Raw genomic sequence first — 16,638 nt, forward strand, 5'->3', positions numbered from 1 at the left:
CGGTCCACTCCTCCCCGCCCTCTGCGAGGTTCCCGTATGTCCGTCGTCGAGCTGGCGCGCCCGGTCGAAAAGCCGCGCGCCACGCCGAAAGGGCCACGGCGCCGCGTCACCGCGTGGCATCGCTGGCTGAGCCCGCTCGCCCTGCTCGCGATCTGGCAGATCGCCAGCGCGTCGGGGCTGCTGCCCGAACGCCTGCTGGCCGCACCGGCCACCATCGCCGCCACCGCCGTCGACCTGACCCAAGCGGGGACGCTGCACACCGCGATCGGGGTCTCGCTCCAACGGGTCCTGATCGGGTTCGCGATCGGCGGGCTGGCCGGCATCCTGCTGGCCACGGTCGCGGGGCTGAGCCGGGCGGGTGAGAACGCGGTCGACCCGATCATGCAGATGCTGCGGGCGTTGCCGTTCTTCGGGCTGATCCCGCTGTTCATCCTCTGGTTCGGCATCGGCGAGGAACCAAAGATCCTTCTGGTGGCCCTCGCGGTGTCGTTCCCCCTCTACCTGAACACCTTCTCCGGCATCCGCGGCGTCGACGGCAAGCTCGCCGAGGTCGCCAAGACCCTGCGGCTGTCGCGCGGCCAGCTCATCAGGCACATCGTGCTGCCGGGCGCGCTCCCCCAGACGCTCGTCGGACTGCGGCAGGCGCTCGGCGTGGCCTGGCTGGCGCTGATCGTGGCCGAGCAGGTGAACGCGACCACCGGCCTCGGCTACATGATCAACGACGCCCGCGAGTTCCTGCGCACCGACGTGATCGTGGTCGGGCTGCTCGTCTACAGCGCCCTGGGTCTGCTGACCGACTCTCTCGTACGACTTCTCGAGCGGAGGGCGCTGGCATGGCGACGCGGCTTTCTGGCGTAGCGCGCGCGTTCGGCGACCGGGTCGTGCTCGACTCGGTCGACCTGGAACTGCGCGACGGCGAGTTCACCGCCCTGCTGGGCCGCAGCGGCTCCGGCAAGTCGACCCTGCTCAGAGCACTGGCCGGGCTCGACGACGAGGTCACCGGGAAGATCGACGTCACGAGTTCGGTCGCGGTGGCCTTCCAGGAACCCCGGCTGGTGCCGTGGAAGCGGCTGCTGGCCAACATCACCCTCGGCCTCGACGCCCCGGTCGAGAAGGCCAAGGCGGCCCTCGAAGAGGTCGGGCTGACCGAGCGCTCCGACGCCTGGCCGCTGACCCTGTCGGGCGGCGAGGCCCAGCGGGCCAGCCTGGCCCGCGCGCTGGTCAGGGAACCCGAACTGCTGCTGCTCGACGAGCCGTTCTCCGCGCTCGACGCGCTCACCCGCATCACCATCCACCACCTCGTCCTGGAGCTGTGGGCCCGGCACCGCCCGGCCGTGCTGCTCGTCACCCACGACGTCGACGAGGCCCTGCTGCTGGCCGACAGGGTGCTCGTCCTCGACGAGGGCCGCATCGCCCACGACATCCCCATCACGACCGACCGTCCCCGCCACCGCGAGGACCCCGATCTGGTCGCGCTGCGCACCACCCTGCTCGCCGCACTCGGCGTCTCACCCGAAGGAAGATCATGAACCGAAGAGTTCTCGCCGCCGTCGTCGTCCTCGTGGCCACGCTGGCCGGCTGCGGGACGGGCGACGACGCGGCGGCGCCCGCAGCTGGCGGACAGGTCGAGCTGCGCGTCGGCGACCAGAAGGCGGGCGCCCAGGCGCTGCTGAAGGCGGCCGGGCTGCTCGACGGCACCCCGTACAAGATCACGTTCGCCCAGTTCACCTCGGGCCCGCCGATGCTGGAGGCGATCAACGCCGGGGCCGTGGACATCGGCGGCGTGGGCAACACTCCCCCGATCTTCGCGGCGGCGGCCAACTCGAAGATCAAGGTCGTCGCGGCCTACAAGCAGAACGTGACGGGGGCGGCGATCGTCGTACCGGAGAACTCGACCCTCGCCGGCCCCGCCGACCTGAAGGGCAGGAAAGTCGCGGTCTCCAAGGGCAGCTCCGCGCACTACCACCTGCTGGCGGTGCTGAAGAAGGAGGGCCTGAAGTTCTCCGACATCCAGCCCCAGTACCTCCAGCCCGCCGACGCGCTGGCCGCCTTCTCCGGCGGCACCATCGACGCCTGGACGATCTGGGAGCCCTTCACCTCCCAGGCCAACATCCAGAACAAGGCGAGGACGCTGGTCGACGGCACCGGCTACGTGAACGGCCTGAACTTCCAGGTCGCGGCCCCCGCGGCGGTCGACACCAAGGCCGACGCGATCCGTGACTTCCTCACCCGCATGGCCAAGGCCCGCGTGTGGGCGCTCGACCACAAGCCCGAGTGGGCCAAGGTCTGGGCGACCGAGACCGGCCTGCCCCAGGAGGTGGCCGACGCGGCCGTCGACAACGCGGTGATGTCGCCGATCGTCATCGACGACGCGGTGATCAGCTCGGAGCAGGAGATGGCCGACGCGTTCATCGCCGAAGGACTCATCCCCGCCGGTCTGAAGTTCGCCGACTTCGCCGACCAGCGGTTCAACGACATCGTGGGGGCGGCCCAGTGAGTGACGCGCTGAAATTCCACTGGTTCCTGCCGACGACAGGTGACGGGCGCTCGATCGTGGCCGGCGGCCACGGCCTGGGCCGCACCTACGGCGACTCCGAATACCGGCCCCCGACGATCGACTACCTGGGCCAGATCGCCCGCGCGGCCGAACAGGTCGGCTTCGAGGCGGTGCTCACCCCGACCGGCACGTGGTGCGAGGACGCCTGGCTCGTGACGGCGGCGCTCACCCAGGTCACCAAGAAGCTGAAATTCCTGGTGGCCTTCCGGCCCGGCCTGCTGTCGCCGACCCTCGCCGCGCAGATGGCGGCGACCTACCAGCGGATCTCCGGCGGGCGACTGCTGCTGAACGTGGTGACCGGCGGCGAGGCGGCCGAACAGGCCCGGTTCGGCGACCATCTGAGCAAGGACGAGCGTTACGCCCGTACCGGCGAGTTCCTGACCGCTGTCCGGGGGGCGTGGCAGGGCGGCTTCGACTTCGCCGGCGACTACTACGACCTGACCGACGCCCGCGTGGCCGTGACGCCCGACCCGATTCCGGAGATCTACTTCGGCGGGTCGTCGGGCGCGGCCGGCCCCGTGGCGGCCAAGCACGCCGACGTCTATCTGACCTGGGGCGAACCGCCCGCGCAGGTGGGCGAGAAGCTGCGGTGGATCCGCGAGCTCGGGGCCGCTGAGGGGCGCACTCTGCGGTACGGCGTCCGCCTGCACGTCATCACCAGGGACACCAGCGCCGAAGCCTGGGCGGAGGCCGGACGCCTGCTGGAGCGCATCCCGTCCGGAGACATCGACAAGGCCCGCAAGCTGCTGTCCACCAGCGAGTCGGTCGGCCAGAAGCGCATGCTGGCCCTGCACGAGGGCTTCAAGAGCGGCAAGGTACGGGACCTGGAGATCCACCCCGGGCTGTGGGCGGGGGTGGGCCTGGTGCGCGGCGGCGCCGGAACCGCCCTGGTCGGCAGCCATTCGGAGGTGGCCGACCTGCTGGAGGAGTACGCCGCCCACGGCGCCTCGGAGTTCATCCTGTCCGGCTACCCGCATTTGGAAGAGGCCTACTGGTTCGGCGAGGGCGTGCTGCCGGAACTGCGGCGGAGGGGGCTCGTCCAGAAGGCGGCCTGAACCTGCTCGTCGCGGGCGGCGGCTATCGGGTCTTCCAGATGAAGTAGACCGGGATGGGGCCAGGGTCGTCGGGCCCCGCGCTCGGGAACTCCATGAGGCCGAACCTGCCTTCGCTCGTCTGCACGCAGAACGTGCCGGTGTCGTTCATCCACCCCAGTTCCGTCCGCCACGCGTCAGGGGCGACCGAGACGCAGTCGGCCAGCCAGGCGTAGCCGTCGCCCTCCCACTCCACCGCCCTGGCGCCGTTGACCATGACGATCTCGCCCGCGAGAACCCCACGATCGTAGAAGGAGTCGGCTCCGGGGCCGGGCCCCATCGGCTTTCTGTGGTCGAAGTCCATGTAGTTGCCCGGCTTGAACGCGTCGAACGTCACCGTGTCGTATCTGGGCTGGAGGAGGCTGTCCAGGACGGCGACGGTGGCGGCGCGCCCCTCGGGGATCTCCACGGTGATCGGCACGTCCGCATCCCGGTAGGTGCGCGGTTCGCCGCCGGTGACGACCACGTGGATGTCGCCGGGGATGGCGACCGTGTAACCCTGGGCGCCTTTCGCGGTGTTCAGGGTGAGGCGCCAGCCGGTGGCCGCGGGCTCCAGCGGCCGCACCGGGACACCCGGGCCGGCCGCGACCTCGACCGACCCGTCTTCGGCCACCAGGAACCTCGCGACGGCGACGGCGCCCTGGTCTCTGGTCTCCGCACGGAACAGGTCATCCGAGACGGGAGGATCGAACAGCCCGGCCACGATCTCGATGAGGATCAGGATCACGACGATGCCTATCGGCACCAGAACCCAGCGACCTTCCACTTCCTCATCATTGAGGAAATAAGTGACCTTGGCACTAGCGCATGTCGGAGCAGAGCGGTGCGATGCCGTCGAGCGTGCGCTGGAGCCCGAATTCGAAGAGTGTGTCGAGGGACAGATCCACGTCGTCCCGGGCCAGCAGTCCGGCCATGAGCGGGAAGGATCCGGCGTGCATGGCCGCGGCCAGCGCGTTGCCCTGGGTGCGCAGCCACTCGTCGTCGGTCAGGCCGGTGTCCTGCTCGGCCTCGGCCTCCCGCTCCAGGTTGGCAGCTGTGCCGCGGACGAATCCCGCCATCGTGGCGGCGACGTGGATCATCGTCAGGGGGTCGAGTCCCTGACCGGAGACCGCGCGCATCGTCCATTCGGTGTGAGCGATCGCGTTCGGCGCGAGCAGCGGCCTGGTCAGCGACACCACCTGTGCGAGCCAAGGATGCCGCCGATACATGGACCATTGGACTCGGCACACCAGTTCCAGTTGGGCGCGCCAGTCGCCGGTCGGCCGGGCCGGTAGACGGTCCTCGGCGAACACGGCGTCCGCCATCAGCGTCACGAGGTGGTTCTTGCCGCGGACGTGACGGTAGAGCGCCATCGTGGCCACGTCGAGGTCGGTGGCGATGCGACGCATCGTGGTGGCGGCCAGGCCTTCGGCGTCGGCGATCGTGGTGGCGGTTCGCACGATGCGGTCCGTGAAGATCTCCGCGTCGCTCCGCCCGGCGATCCGGCGCTGCCCCGCCTGAGCTCCTTCGGCCCGCCGTTCCTCCGGTCGGGCCGTCCGGCGCCGTTTACCGGACGTGACCACGGTGCCGACGCCGGGCACGGGTTCGACCAGACCCTCATTCCGCAGCGCGGCGAGGATCTTGGACGCGGTGGCCATCGCGACGCCCCATTCCCGGACGATCTGCCGAGTGGACGGGACACGGTCGCCGGGTTTGAGCGCGCCAGTGGTGATCCGACGGCGTAACTCCGCGGCGATCCGCGCGGACGCGGGCTCCGCTTCATCCTGTACCGCACCGTCGTCGTTCGCCACGAAATCTCCCGACCGTACTAGTGCACCGGATCGTCGTGCAGCCTGACCCGCCAAGGATGCCACCGTGCGGAGTTGGTGCACTAGTGCCGTTCTTGGCCGGATCAGCACGTGGCCAGGATGCTGGCGGCCAAGCGCGTACCGGGTTAACAAGACGCAGGAGGCAAGGGATGGGCAAGGCGATTCGGAACTGGATGGGTGCCGGCGCGATTGCGGTCGGGCTGGCTTCGGTTCCCCTGAGCGCGGCGGCGGGCACGGCGGACCGGGGCGCGAATCCGGCCGTGGTCCGCACGGCTCAGGGCGCGGTGCGGGGCACGGTCGCCGCGGACCACCGCTCGTTTCAGGGCATTCCCTACGCGAAGCCGTTGAACAAGAAGCTGCGCTGGCGGTCACCGCAGCCGAGGGAGCCGTGGAAGGGCGTTCGTGACGCCAGGAAAGCCGCTCGTGGGTGTGCTCAGCCGCAAGGGCTGCCGATGGACCGGGCCAGTGATGCCGAGGACTGTCTGTATCTGAACGTCACCACCCCGCCGGAACATGCGGACAAGCCGCTGAAGCCGGTGGTGGTATGGCTCCACGGCGGACACTTCTTCCTCGGACAGGGGGACACCTGGGGCGGCCGCAGGATGGCCGTGGAGGGCGACGTCGTCGTGGTGACGGTCAACTACCGCCTGGGCCCGCTCGGGTTCCTGACCCATCCCGGCCTGGAGCGGTCGCCCGGCACCGCGGGCAACTTCGGCATCGAGGACCAGCAGGCCGCGCTGCGCTGGGTGCGGGCGAACGCGGCGGCTTTCGGCGGCGACCCGGACAACGTGATGCTCGCCGGCCAGTCGGCCGGTGCGGCCAGCGTCTGCGCCCATCTCGCGGCACCGGGTTCCCAGGGGCTCTTCCACCGAGCGGTCCTGCAGAGCAACTCCTGCACTGCCCCGCTGCGCACCCGCGCGGAAGCGGTGGCCGGAGCCGAAGCCCTCATCAAGAGGACCGGATGTGACGAGGATGCCGCCGGTGTGGCCGCGTGCATGCGCGAACTGCCGGCCCGGAGGCTGATCAAGGCCGCCGGGTTCCCGGGCGAGTCCGCCTGGGAACCCGCCCCGGTCGCCGGCGGGTCCGTGCTCCCGGTCGACCCCGCCGAGGCGCTGGCCACGGGACGCTTTCACCGTGTGCCCGTCCTCATCGGCGCCACCGCTGATGAGTACCGCGCGCACGTGTGGGGCATGGAGCGCACCCACATGCTGTGCGCATCCGATCAGAAGCCTCCCTGCGACCTCACTGACGACCAGTACCGGGAGCAGATCCAGGCCGCCTTCGGTGAGCACGCCGACAAGGTCCTCGCCCGGTACCCGGTGGACGACTACGAGACTCCCTCCGAAGCGCTGTCGGCAGCCATGACCGACTTCCAGTACGCGTTGCCGATCCTGGACACGGCGCGCGCCTTCAGCCGGTACGTCCCGACCTACATGTACGAGTTCGCCGACCGGGACGCCCCCTTCTTCACCGAGGCGGCACCGGTGACCTTCGCGACCGGCGCCTACCACACGGCCGAATTGCCCTACCTGTTCGACGTCGACTACTCAGAGCCTCCGACGGTCGCGCAGGAGGGCCTTTCCGACATCATGGTCGGCTACTGGACGAGGTTCGCGCACAACGGCGACCCCAACCGCCGTGGCCTGCCGTCCTGGCCGCGGTTCGACATCCGGTCCGGTCACGTGCAGCGTCTCGCCACCGGGCCGGACGACATCGGACGCACGGACTTCGTACGCGCACACCACCTCGGCTTCTGGCGCTCCCTGACGGGCCAGACAGGCTCTAGTGGTCGGGCGCCTCGCTCTTGATCTTTATGAGGGCGTTCAGTTCCGCCACCGCCCGCGCCGCGCGCGCCTTCTCCGAGCCCTGGATGCCCATCGCGCCCACGACGTTGCCGTCGGCGAGGTCGAGGCGGGGCCAGGGCTCGGCGTCGGGCAGGCTGATGCCGAGGATCTCGGCCCACTCGTAGCGGTGGACCCGCACCGCGTTCACCACGGTCACGCCGTCGTCGTCGGCCTCCACCCGCAGGCGGCCCAGCAGGTGGAGGATGAAGGCGACGGCGCAGCCGAAGACGAGCACCCCGATGCGGTCGGGGATGTGGAACTGCTCCGGCAGGATGACCGCGAGGATCAGGGCGCCCCCCACCATGATCGCCGCGAGCGTGTAGGCCACGACGCGGGCCCTTTTCGGACGCCAGACGACGGGGAGGGGCGGCGCGGGAACACTGGGGAACATGAGCCCAAACGTTAGCGCGATCCGGAGGTGAGCCCGCGCAACAGGACCGCCGTCTCCAGGGCGGCCACGGTCGCCTCGTAGCCCTTGTCCTCCTTCGAGCCGGGGACGCCCGACCGTTCGACGGCCTGGTGGACGCTGTCACACGTCAGCACGCCGTTGCCGACGGGCGTCGACTCGTCGAGGGAGATCCGGGTGAGACCGCTGGTCACCGAGTCGCAGACGTACTCGAAGTGGGCCGTCTTGCCGCGGATGACCGCGCCCAGCGCCACCACGGCGTCGTGGGTGCGTGCCAGCGCCTGCGCCACCACGGGGATCTCCAGCGATCCGGCGACCCGGACCACGGTCGGGGTCGCGCCGCACTCCTTCGCCGCCACCAGCGCGCGCTCCAGGAGCTGGTCAGTGATCTTCTCGTGCCACTTGGCCGCGACGATGCCCACCGTCAGGCCCTCCGCTTCGACCGGCCAGATCTCCGGTCGTCCGCCGCCACTCATGGTTACTCCTCAGGGATCTCGTGACCGAGGCGGTCACGCTTGGCGTACAGATACTTCTCGTTGTACGGGTTCACGGCCACCGGCATCGGTTCCCGGCCCAGGACCTTGATGCCGTATCCGTCCATCCCCCGCATTTTGGCGGGATTGTTGGTGAGCAGGCGAACCGACTTCACGCCCAGGTCGCCGAGCATCTGCCCGGCGTTGGAGAACTCGCGGGCGTCGACCGGCAGGCCGAGTTCGAGGTTGGCGTCGACGGTGTCGTGGCCGGCGTCCTGGAGGGCGTAGGCGCGGAGCTTGGCGAGCAGGCCGATGCCCCGGCCCTCGTGGCCGCGCAGGTAGACGACCACCCCGCGCCCCTCCTCGGCGATGGCGGCCATGGCGTGGTCGAGCTGCACGCCGCAGTCGCAGCGCAGCGAGCCGAGCACGTCGCCGGTCATGCACTCCGAGTGGGCTCTCACCAGCACGTTCTCGCCGTCGTCGAGGTCGCCGTAGACGAGGGCGAGGTGCTCGCCGCCGTCGAGGGAGCTGGCGAAGCCGAAGGCCTTCCACATGCCGTAGCGGTTGGGGATGGACGTCTCGGCGACCCGGGTCACCACGCGCTCGGAGCGGCGGCGGAACTCGATGAGCTGCTCGATGGAGACCAGCGCCAGGTCGTGCTCGTCGGCGAACACGCGCAGCTCCGGCAGGCGGGCCATCGTGCCGTCGTCGTTCACCACCTCGGCCAGCGCGCCGGCCGGGGTGAGCCCGGCCAGCCGGGCCAGGTCGACGGCCGCCTCGGTGTGGCCCGGACGCACCAGCACGCCGCCGTCACGGGCCCGCAGCGGGAAGATGTGGCCGGGCCTGACCAGCTCGAACGGTTCGGTGGCCGAGTCGGCCACGGTGCGGATGGTGCGGGCCCGGTCGGCCGCGCTGATGCCGGTGGTGACCCCGTCACGGGCGTCGACACTGATCGTGTACGCCGTCCGCATGCGCTCCCGGTTGTCCTGCACCATCAGCGGCAGCCCCAGCCGGTCGAGGTCCTCGCCCCGCATGCCGACGCAGATGACACCGGAGGTGTGCCGGATCGTGAAGGCGAGGGTCGCGGCCGTGGCCTTCGACGCGGCGAAGATGAGGTCGCCCTCGTTCTCGCGGTTCTCGTTGTCGACCACCACGACCGGCTTGCCGTCGCGTATGTCGGCGATGGCCCGTTCGATCGGATCGAGCCTGATGTCACTCATACTGCGACCGCCTCTTTCTGCTGCCACTGCTTGCGCCAGTTCACGAATCCGGTGAGGACCAGGACGAAGAACACCGCGTACACCGCCCCGGAGACGACGAGCCCCGACCGGAACGCGAGCGGCACCCCCACGAGGTCGACGGCGATCCAGACGAGCCAGAAGTCGGTCAGCGCCCTGCCCTGGGCCCAGGTCGCCACCGCGCTGCCGACGAAGATGTAGGCGTCGGCCGCCACCAGGAAGTACCCCTCGGGCAGCGGCGCGTGCGCGCCCCACGAGAGCCCGGTGACGAAGAAGAACCACCCGACGAGGGCAGTGCCGACGACCACCGTGCCGGCCAGGAACAGCCGCTCGGCGTAGGTGGCGGGCCGCACGTCGAGCTGCTCGCCCTGGCTCTTCCAGCGCACCCAGCCGTAGATCGCCAGCACGCCGAACAGGACCTGCTTCAACGCGTTGCCGGTCAGTCCGGCGTTGATCGAAGCGGCCAGGAGCAGGACCGACGCGGTGAGCTGGACCGGCCAGGTCCACAGCGAGCGGCGGATGGCGAACACGACCGTGGCCAGGGCCAGGATGTTGCCGATGAGGTCGGTCCAGAGGACGGTCGTACCGAAGACCTCGAAACTGGCGTTCATCGGACGACCAGCTTTTCCACGTACTTCGCGATGACGTCGGCCTCCAGGTTCACCGGGTCTCCGGCGACCTTCCGGCCGAGAGTGGTCAAGGCCAGCGTGGTGGGGATCAGGCTGACGGTGAAGCTCTCCTCGGACACCGAGGCGACGGTCAGCGAGACCCCGTCCACCGTGATCGAGCCCTTGTGCACCACGTAACGGGCCAGGTCGGCGGGCAGGGAGACGGTCACGACCTCCCAGTGCTCGTCGGGCTCGCGGTTCAGGATCACGCCGGTGCCGTCCACGTGGCCCTGCACGATGTGGCCCCCGAGCCGCTGGTCGACGCGGACCGCGCGCTCCAGGTTCACCGGCGTGCCTTCGGCGAGGGCGCCGAGGCTGCTCCGGTCGAGGGTCTCCTTCATGACGTCCACGGTGAAGACGTCGCCCTTGACCTCGACGACGGTCAGGCAGACCCCGTTCACGGCGATCGAGTCGCCGTGCCCGGCGTCCTCGGTGACGATCGGGCCGCGGAAGGCCAGCCGGGCGGCCTGCGGGAGGGGGTCGACGGTGACGACCTCGCCGAGTTCCTCGACGATTCCGGTGAACATGATCAGTTCTCCTTCGGGGGTGCCGGCCGGGCGGTGATCCGCAGGTCCGGGCCAACGGGGACGACGTCTTCGAACTCCCACCGGTGGATCCCGCCGATGGTCTCCACACCCGCGTCGCCCAAGGCCGGCTTTCCCGAGCCGAGGAAGGCGGGGGCGAGGTAGGCGACGACCCGGTCGACCAGACCGGCACGCAGGAACGATCCCGCGAGCGTGGGGCCGCCTTCGAGGAAGACGCTGACGATCTGACGGTGGTGGAGTTCGGTCAGCAGCGCGGGGAGGTCGAGGCCGTGGGGGCCGCGCGGGATGCGTACAGAATTCTCGAAGGGGACATCGACCCCGACGGCGAGCAGCGTCGGCGCGGCGCCGTCGAGCACCTTCGCATCCGGGGGTGTACGCCCCGCGCTGTCGACCACGACACGGACCGGCCTGGCGGTCTGGGGCCGGACCGTGAGGTGCGGATCGTCGGCCAGCACGGTCCCGACGCCGGCCATGATCGCGTCGTGCTGCCCGCGCAGCCGGTGCACGTCGGCGCGGGCCTCCGGCGAGGTGATCCACTGACTGGTGCCGTCGGAGGCGGCCGAGCGCCCGTCGAGGGTCGCGGCGAACTTCCACGTGACGAACGGCCGCTGCTTCCGCGTGTACGTCAGCCAGTGAGCGTTCCCCCGCTCCGCCTCCGCCCGCAGGACGCCGGTCTCGACGGTCACCCCGTGGTCGCGCAGCCTTCTCAGCCCACCGGCCGCGACGGGATTGGGGTCGGGCACCGCGACGACGACGCGTTCGACGCCCGCCTTGAGCAGGGCCTCGGAACAGGGGCCGGTCCGGCCGTGGTGGTCGCAGGGTTCGAGCGTGACGTAGGCGGTGCCGCCCCGGGCCAGCTCACCGGCCTGGTCGAGCGCCCCGACCTCGGCGTGAGGCCCGCCCGCGACGGCGTGGAAGCCCTCGCCGACGACGGCGCCCTCTGCGGAGGTGATCACGCAGCCGACCACCGGATTCGGGCTCGTCGTGCCCTGCCCGCGCGAAGCGAGCTCAACAGCCCGGCGCATGAAGTGGTCGTCCACCCCGGTCCCTTCCCAACTCAGGGCTCCGGGGCATGGGCATGGAAGTGCCCAAAAACGGACGCACCCCGAAAAAGGGGCCTCGCCCGCCGCGTGCTGCCTCCCATCCGGACTTTCACCGTCGGTCCTGGAATTTCACCAGATCAACCGGCCGATGGATTCGGCCGGGTCGCGGACTGTCACCGCCGGTTCGGATTTTCACCGACCCCGGAGCACGCAATGCTTGTTTCTTGCGGCAGATTCAAGAACGCGAGCCACGGTCGGCCTTCGGCCGCCCGCATCTCGCTTCCTGATCAGCGTAAAGGCTGTTGCCTACGCAAGTTATTCCCAGTCTGCCACGAGGGTTCCGGGCGGCGTCAATGTGGCGCCGGTCGCAGTGCCCTCGGGACGGCGTTCAGGCCGGTCCGGACGGTACGCAGCGTCATCGTCGCCCACAGGTCCTCGACCGGGGTGGCGGGCAGGCCGTAGAGGCGGCGGGCCCATCGGGGCAGGCTCGCGAAGGCCACCGCGGTGATCCACGGGAAGATCGGTTTGATCAGGGTCAGCCGTGCCGGCAGGGGCGGGTTCAGCGACATCAGCCACGGGTTCGGGGCCTCGGGTACGAACCGGAGTCTCGGCCGCTCGCCCTCTATGTAGTCGCGCATCTCGCCCACCGAGTGGGGCACGTCATCGGGTGACAGGCCGACGACCTCGGCGGCGCGGCGCCATTCGTACACGAACTGATCGGCTTCCCGATCCGTGATGGAGACCCCGGAGCGGCGGGCCGTCGACAGGTAGGAGTCGACCTCCCCGACGTGCACCCAGCGCAGCGAGTCGGGTTCGTCGAGGTGGTAGCGGTCGCCGACGTCGGGATCGTAGGCGGTCAGGGTCGCGTGGATCTTGCGGACCCGCGCGGCGGCCTTGTCCACCTCCTCACCCGTGCCGTAGGTGCGGACGCGGACGAACTCGGTCGTGCGCAGGAACCGTCCCCACGCCTCGGCGGGGTCGAGCAGCGCCGAGTTCTGGATCACCCCGCGCATCGCCCGGGGGTGGAGGCCCTGCAGCAGCAGGGCCCGGAAGCCGCCCACGAAGAGGACCGGCTCCGCCATCACCCGCCAGGTGACCGAACCGGGTCCGAACAGCCCGCTTTGGTCCATGGGGTCACGCTACGCCCCTTCCGCCAGCGCACGAAGGGCCTGGACCGCCGCGGCGGGGTCGTCGCGGCCGTAGACGGCGTTCCCGGCCACGAACACGTCGGCGCCCGCCTCGGCGCAGCGCTCGATCGTGTCGTCGGACACCCCGCCGTCGACCTGGATCCAGATCTCCATGCCGTGCTTGGAGATCAGCTGGCGGGCCCGGCGGATCTTGGGCAGCACCCCGTCGATGAACCGCTGCCCGCCGAACCCGGGCTCCACGGTCATCAGCAGCAGCATGTCGATCTCGGGCAGCAGGTCTTCATAGGAGTCGACGGCCGTCGCCGGGTTCAGCGCGAACCCCGACCGCGCGCCCGCGCTCCGGATGCCCCGCAGGGTGCGCACCGGCGCCTTGGCCGCCTCGGCGTGGATGGTCACGCTCTGGGCGCCCGCCTCGGCGTAGCCGATCGCCCAGCGGTCGGGGTCTTCGATCATGAGATGACAGTCGACCGGGGTCGAGACCGCCTTCAGCAGCGACTCCACCACGGGCAGCCCGAGGGTCAGGTTGGGCACGAAGTGGTTGTCCATCACGTCGACATGGAGCCAGTCGGCGGCGCCTTCGACCCGGGCGGCCTCGTCGGCCAAGCGCGCGAAATCGGCGGACAAAATGCTGGGCGAGATCTGTACGGCCATGACGGAGGAGTCTACGCGGGAAGGTTTTGTGCCCTCATGAACCTGCGGATGATCTGCGCAAACTAACCTCGAACCATGATCAGCGCAGCCGGCCTGACCAAGGTCTACGGCGGGAAGACCGCCCTCGACCACGCCGACTTCGCGGTGCGGCCGGGTGTGGTGACGGGCTTCCTCGGCCCGAACGGAGCCGGGAAGTCGACCGCGATGCGACTGATCCTGGGCCTCGACCGCGCGACCTCCGGCTCGGTCACCGTCAACGGGCGCGCCTACCGCGACCTGCCCGCCCCTCTCCGTGAAGTGGGCGCGCTGCTGGAGGCGAAGGCGTGGCACGGGGGGCGGTCGGCGTACGACCATCTGCGGTTCCTGGCCCGCACCAACGGCATCCCCAAGAGCCGGGTCGGCGAGGTGCTGGACATCGTCGGTCTGTCCGACGTCTCCGGGAAGCGCGCGAAAGGCTATTCGCTCGGCATGGGCCAGCGGCTCGGCATCGCCGCCGCCCTGCTGGGCGACCCCGGGACGCTGATGTTCGACGAGCCGGTCAACGGGCTCGACCCCGAGGGCATCCTGTGGATCCGGCGGCTGATGCAGTCGCTCGCCGCCGAAGGGCGGACCGTCTTCGTCTCCAGCCACCTGATGTCCGAGATGGCGGTCACCGCCGGGCACCTGATCGTCATCGGCCGCGGCCGGATCCTGGCCGACACCTCGATGAACGACTTCATCGCCGCCAACGCCACCAGCCACGTGCGGGTCCGCTCCCCCGAACGGCAGGCCCTCGGCCGGGTCATCGCCGGCCAGGACTGGCGCGCCGCCGCCACCGACGACGGCTCCATCCTCGTGTACGGCGTCACCCCCGCCGACGTCGGCGACCTGCTCCACCAGGCGGGCCTGCGGGTGCACGAACTCGCCTCGGTCCAGCCGTCGCTGGAGGAGGCGTTCATGCGGCTGACGGCCGACAGCATCGAGTTCCACGGGGGCGGGTGATGACCTTCGCGCGGGCCGTGGCCGGGGAATGGATCAAGGTCTGGACGGTCCGGTCGACGCTGTGGAGCATGCTGGCGACCGTCGTGGTGACCGTGGGGCTGTCGTCGCTGCTGGCGCTGGCGTACACGCTGTCGTACGACCGGCTCGGCATCCGCGCCCGGCTGGCCTTCGACCCGGTCGCCTACGGGCTGGCCGGGCTGAACTTCGGGGTGATCACCCTGGGCGTGCTCGGAGTGCTGGTGGTGTCGACCGAGTATTCGTCGGGGCTCATGCGGACGTCGCTGTCGGCGGTCCCCCGGCGCTCGAAGCTGCTGGCCGCCAAGGCCGTGGTGCTCGCCGTGATCGCGCTGGTCGTGGGGCTGATCTCGTCGTTCCTGGCGTTCTTCGCCTCACAGGCCATCTTCGGCATGCGGCGGCTCGGGGCGGGGATCGGCGACCCGGAGGTGCTGCGCGCGGTGACCGGCGGCGGGCTCTACCTGATGCTGATCGCGCTGATCTCGCTGGGCGCGGGAGCGATCGTGCGGCACACCGCCGGGGCGATCACGTCGGTGCTCGGGGTGCTGTTCGTGGCCCCGATCTTCGGGGTGTTCCTGCCGGAGGACTGGGGGCGTACCGTCCAGAAGTTCCTGCCCCCGGCCGCCGGAAGCGCCATCCTGACCACCCGCGAGACACCGATCACCCTGCCTCCGTGGCAGGGCTTCGGCGTCTTCGCGGGCTACACGGCCTTGGTGCTGCTGATCGCTTTCGCCCTGTTCAGGCGCCGCGACGTTTGAGCAGTGCCAGGAACATGCCGTCGGTGCCGTGGCGGTGGGGCCAGAACTGGGCGTAGGGACCGTCACCGAGCCCCGGAACCTCGGGCAGGAACGAGCGCGCGTCGAGCGTCTCGGCCAGTTCGGACATGTCGCCCACGACGGCCCGCGTCTCGGCGATGTGGGGTGAGCAGGTCACATAGGCGACCACGCCACCCGGCCGGACCGCCGTCAGAGCCGACCGCAGCAGCTTGCGCTGGAGCGCGGTCAGCTCGGGGATGCCACGCGGGTCGCGCCGCCAGCGGGCCTCCGGACGACGCCGCAGCGCCCCCAGCCCGGTGCACGGAGCGTCGAGCATGACCCGGTCGAACACGCCCTCCCGCCAGGGCGGGTTGGTCGCGTCGGCCACCACGACGGTGGCCTCCTTGGTCGCCTGCCAGGCCAGCCGCGCCCGGTGCTCCTGCGAGTCGCCCGCGAGCAGCCGCGCGCCGGTCTGCGTCGCCACCGCGTCGAGCAGGCCCGCCTTGCCGCCGGGACCGGCGCACATGTCGAGCCAGTTGCCGTCGCGGTCGTCGAGCGGCACCCGGGTCAGCGCGAGGGCGACGAGCTGGCTCGCCTCGTCTTGCACCGCCGCGCGCTGCTCGCCGATCGCCTTGAGCTGACCGGGGTCGCCCTCGGTCAGGTAGGCGCCGTAGGGCGAGTAGGGGGCGGGCTCGGCACCGGCGTCGACGAGCTCGTCGATGGTCGCCCGGCCGGGCCGCGCCACCAGGGCCACGCGGGGCCGCTCGTTGTCGGCCTCCAGGGCCTTGGCGGTCTCGTCGATCGACCCGCCGATCGCGTCGCGCAGCGCGACGACGATCCACTTCGGGTGGCTGTAGGTGATCGACAGATGGCCGATCGGGTCGTCTTCGATCGGCGGCGCCACGGCCTTCAGCCACTCGTCGAGCGACCGCTGGCTCACCTTGCGCAGGATCGCGTTGGCGAACTTCGACGGACCCTGGCCGACCCGCAGCCGGACCAGGTCGATCGTGGCGCTGACGGCCGCGTGGGCCGGGATGCGGGTGCGCAGAAGCTGGTGGACGCCCAGGCGCATGGCGTCGAGAAGCGGCGGGTCGATCTCCTCCGGCGGGCGGTCGCTGCAGGCGGCGATCACCTCGTCGTAGGTGCCGAGACCGCGCAGGGTGCCGTAGGCCAGCTCGGTCGCGAGGGCGGCGTCGCGACCGGAGATGTCACGCTGCCGCAACATCTGCGGCAACAGGAGGTTGGCATAGGCATCGCGCTCGTCGACGGCCCTCATCAGGTCGTAGGCCGCGTTCCTGGCCTCGTCACGGACGGGTTTGGGGGGCCGCGGGGGGCCGCCGCGCCGACCGGTGGAGCGGGGCCGGCCCGTGGGGTTGTTGCCCCGGTTCGTCATCTGGCGGTTGCCTTTGGTTGGT

18 protein-coding genes and 1 riboswitch are annotated in these 16,638 nt (G+C 70.6%); of the genes, 7 read left to right on the forward strand and 11 right to left on the reverse strand.

Annotated elements, in window-relative coordinates; all coding sequences use genetic code 11:
• Nucleotides 1–36 precede the first annotated feature (36 nt).
• From AW272_RS07895 to AW272_RS07910, 4 genes are read left to right on the forward strand one after another with little or no spacing between them, the layout of a single operon-like run.
• Nucleotides 37–858, forward strand: coding sequence for an ABC transporter permease (locus AW272_RS07895; RefSeq protein WP_066362193.1), 822 nt, complete (start codon nucleotides 37–39; stop codon nucleotides 856–858).
• Entirely contained in the window at nucleotides 834–1,529 is a 696-nt protein-coding gene (locus tag AW272_RS07900) for an ABC transporter ATP-binding protein (RefSeq protein ID WP_066362195.1), read from the forward strand. The genes AW272_RS07895 and AW272_RS07900 overlap by 25 nt, the downstream gene beginning before the upstream one ends.
• Nucleotides 1,526–2,497: an ABC transporter substrate-binding protein gene (locus tag AW272_RS07905; RefSeq protein WP_066362196.1), complete on the forward strand. Its 972-nt coding sequence runs from the start codon at nucleotides 1,526–1,528 to the stop codon at nucleotides 2,495–2,497. Before AW272_RS07900 ends, AW272_RS07905 begins: the two co-directional genes overlap by 4 nt.
• Nucleotides 2,494–3,612 (forward strand): LLM class flavin-dependent oxidoreductase, encoded by a 1,119-nt coding sequence (locus AW272_RS07910; protein ID WP_066362197.1) that lies wholly within the window; start codon nucleotides 2,494–2,496, stop codon nucleotides 3,610–3,612. Before AW272_RS07905 ends, AW272_RS07910 begins: the two co-directional genes overlap by 4 nt.
• Nucleotides 3,613–3,634: 22 nt before the next feature.
• On the opposite strand, the gene AW272_RS07915 is transcribed toward AW272_RS07910, so the two are convergent.
• Complete coding sequence (locus AW272_RS07915; RefSeq protein ID WP_066362199.1) at nucleotides 3,635–4,414, reverse strand: hypothetical protein; 780 nt, start codon at nucleotides 4,412–4,414, stop codon at nucleotides 3,635–3,637.
• Nucleotides 4,415–4,448: 34 nt separating this feature from the next.
• Nucleotides 4,449–5,438: a TetR/AcrR family transcriptional regulator C-terminal domain-containing protein gene (locus tag AW272_RS07920; protein ID WP_066362200.1), complete on the reverse strand. Its 990-nt coding sequence runs from the start codon at nucleotides 5,436–5,438 to the stop codon at nucleotides 4,449–4,451.
• A gap of 167 nt (nucleotides 5,439–5,605) precedes the next feature.
• Between AW272_RS07920 and AW272_RS07925 the strand changes: the two genes are divergently transcribed.
• A complete protein-coding gene (locus tag AW272_RS07925; protein ID WP_169807508.1) occupies nucleotides 5,606–7,264 on the forward strand; it encodes a carboxylesterase/lipase family protein in 1,659 nt (552 codons plus the stop codon).
• On the opposite strand, the gene AW272_RS07930 is transcribed toward AW272_RS07925, so the two are convergent.
• From AW272_RS07930 to rpe, 8 genes are all read right to left on the reverse strand, one after another.
• Nucleotides 7,239–7,691 (reverse strand): PH domain-containing protein, encoded by a 453-nt coding sequence (locus tag AW272_RS07930; RefSeq protein WP_066362201.1) that lies wholly within the window; start codon nucleotides 7,689–7,691, stop codon nucleotides 7,239–7,241. The genes AW272_RS07925 and AW272_RS07930 overlap by 26 nt on opposite strands.
• A gap of 11 nt (nucleotides 7,692–7,702) precedes the next feature.
• Nucleotides 7,703–8,182, reverse strand: a complete 480-nt coding sequence (gene ribH, locus AW272_RS07935) for a 6,7-dimethyl-8-ribityllumazine synthase (protein WP_066362207.1) — start codon at nucleotides 8,180–8,182, stop codon at nucleotides 7,703–7,705.
• Nucleotides 8,183–8,184: 2 nt separating this feature from the next.
• Nucleotides 8,185–9,399, reverse strand: coding sequence for a bifunctional 3,4-dihydroxy-2-butanone-4-phosphate synthase/GTP cyclohydrolase II (locus tag AW272_RS07940; protein WP_066362208.1), 1,215 nt, complete (start codon nucleotides 9,397–9,399; stop codon nucleotides 8,185–8,187).
• The gene (locus AW272_RS07945) at nucleotides 9,396–10,028 is read right to left on the reverse strand and encodes a nicotinamide mononucleotide transporter family protein (protein WP_066362209.1); all 633 of its coding nucleotides are present in this window, start codon (nucleotides 10,026–10,028) and stop codon (nucleotides 9,396–9,398) included. Before AW272_RS07945 ends, AW272_RS07940 begins: the two co-directional genes overlap by 4 nt.
• Complete coding sequence (locus AW272_RS07950) at nucleotides 10,025–10,612, reverse strand: riboflavin synthase (RefSeq protein WP_066362210.1); 588 nt, start codon at nucleotides 10,610–10,612, stop codon at nucleotides 10,025–10,027. The genes AW272_RS07945 and AW272_RS07950 overlap by 4 nt, the downstream gene beginning before the upstream one ends.
• A gap of 2 nt (nucleotides 10,613–10,614) precedes the next feature.
• A complete protein-coding gene (ribD, locus tag AW272_RS07955) occupies nucleotides 10,615–11,670 on the reverse strand; it encodes a bifunctional diaminohydroxyphosphoribosylaminopyrimidine deaminase/5-amino-6-(5-phosphoribosylamino)uracil reductase RibD (RefSeq protein ID WP_245657262.1) in 1,056 nt (351 codons plus the stop codon).
• Between the two features lie 86 nt (nucleotides 11,671–11,756).
• A riboswitch (FMN riboswitch) is annotated at nucleotides 11,757–11,887 on the reverse strand.
• 136 nt (nucleotides 11,888–12,023) lie between these two features.
• Nucleotides 12,024–12,803, reverse strand: a complete 780-nt coding sequence (locus AW272_RS07960; protein ID WP_066362211.1) for an oxygenase MpaB family protein — start codon at nucleotides 12,801–12,803, stop codon at nucleotides 12,024–12,026.
• Between the two features lie 9 nt (nucleotides 12,804–12,812).
• On the reverse strand, nucleotides 12,813–13,472 hold the full coding sequence (rpe, locus tag AW272_RS07965; RefSeq protein ID WP_066362212.1) for a ribulose-phosphate 3-epimerase: 660 nt from the start codon (nucleotides 13,470–13,472) through the stop codon (nucleotides 12,813–12,815).
• A gap of 75 nt (nucleotides 13,473–13,547) precedes the next feature.
• On the opposite strand from rpe, the gene AW272_RS07970 reads away from it, so the two are divergent.
• Together AW272_RS07970 and AW272_RS07975 are read left to right on the forward strand one after the other, a co-directional pair.
• A complete protein-coding gene (locus AW272_RS07970) occupies nucleotides 13,548–14,453 on the forward strand; it encodes an ATP-binding cassette domain-containing protein (RefSeq protein WP_066362213.1) in 906 nt (301 codons plus the stop codon).
• Complete coding sequence (locus tag AW272_RS07975) at nucleotides 14,453–15,226, forward strand: DUF2705 family protein (protein WP_066362214.1); 774 nt, start codon at nucleotides 14,453–14,455, stop codon at nucleotides 15,224–15,226. The genes AW272_RS07970 and AW272_RS07975 overlap by 1 nt, the downstream gene beginning before the upstream one ends.
• On the opposite strand, the gene AW272_RS07980 is transcribed toward AW272_RS07975, so the two are convergent.
• Nucleotides 15,207–16,616, reverse strand: a complete 1,410-nt coding sequence (locus tag AW272_RS07980) for an RsmB/NOP family class I SAM-dependent RNA methyltransferase (protein ID WP_066362216.1) — start codon at nucleotides 16,614–16,616, stop codon at nucleotides 15,207–15,209. The two genes, AW272_RS07975 and AW272_RS07980, sit on opposite strands and share 20 nt — an antisense overlap.
• Nucleotides 16,617–16,638: the final 22 nt, after the last annotated feature.

The sequence above is a fragment of the Herbidospora mongoliensis genome, assembly GCF_001570545.1.
Classification (GTDB): Bacteria; Actinomycetota; Actinomycetes; order Streptosporangiales; family Streptosporangiaceae; genus Herbidospora; species Herbidospora mongoliensis.